This is a genomic window from Acinetobacter sp. AKBS16, assembly GCF_002899995.1.
Taxonomy (GTDB): Bacteria; Pseudomonadota; Gammaproteobacteria; order Pseudomonadales; family Moraxellaceae; genus Acinetobacter; species Acinetobacter baumannii.
On record NZ_POYH01000070.1, the window covers coordinates 17,554 to 18,725 of the forward strand.

Sequence of the window (1,172 nt, forward strand, 5' to 3'; positions counted from 1 at the left end):
GAAGATGTTGAACATGCAGATTACGTACTTTTTATTGGAACGAACCCGTTTCAGGCACATGGTATTCCCAACGCACGAGACACGCTAAAACATATTAAGAAAGATCCGAATCGAACCATGGTGGTGTTCGACCCGCGTGTTACTGAAACGGCAAAACAAGCAGACATTCACGTGCAGCTAAAACCAGGAACAGATGCTTTTTTAATGTCGGCCATGATTGCAATCATTATTAAAGAAAAGCTTTATGATGCAGTGTTTATTGAGCAGCATACACATGGGTTTGAAGAAGTAAAAGCTGCATTTAACCATGTCCCGATTGAAGACTATATTGCTAAAGCTGATGTACCTGTCGATTTGATTTATCAGGTTGTTCGAGATTTTTCAAAGGCAAAAAGAGGCTGTGTACGTATCGATTTAGGTATTCAACATACTTTGAATACAACATTAAATGGTTATTTAGAAAAGCTTTTATACTTACTGACAGGGAACTTTGGAAAACAGGGTACCAATAATTTGCATACCATGTTTATTCCAATTTTGACCGATACGGATGAAAGAAAACCAAAATATCGACGTAGTGTTTATCATAAAATGTTCCCGATTTCCGGGTTTTTCCCGCCTAATATTTTACCCGATGAAATCCTAAAAGCAGGGGAAAAGCGAATTCGTGCTGTGTTTGTAGATAGTTGTAATCCACTATTAACCTATCCTGACACACCTGCCTTTGAGGAAGCCTTTAAAGCCTTAGATTTGCTGGTGGTAGTTGATGTTGCGATGACGGAAACCGCGAGACTCGCCGACTATATTTTGCCTGCTCATACTCAGTTTGAAAAATGGGAATTTACTGGTTTTAACTTGGAATTTCCTAAGAATGGTTTTCACCTGCGTCATCCCGTATTGGCTGCTCAAGCAAACACTTTACCGGAAGCCGAAATTTATACTCGATTACTGGAAGCTATGAATGCTATTCCGAAGAATTTTCCAATTCTAGAAAAAATAGCTGCGGTCGACTCGAAAAAAACAGCCTATTTACCGTACTTGTCGGCGCTAGGACTTACCTTGGCACGCCATAAAAAATATATCCCTTTTGCTGCCTCTATCATTTATCGAACTCTTGGCAAACGACTTGGCAATTCAGCAGATTCAGTTGCTTTTTTATTGCCGCTATCTAT

At 39.6% G+C, this 1,172-nt stretch carries 1 protein-coding gene; it reads left to right on the top strand.

The window, feature by feature from the left end; genetic code table 11:
• A partial coding sequence (locus C1642_RS12890) for a molybdopterin-dependent oxidoreductase (RefSeq protein ID WP_228153874.1) occupies positions 1-1,172 on the top strand: 1,172 nt, incomplete at both ends.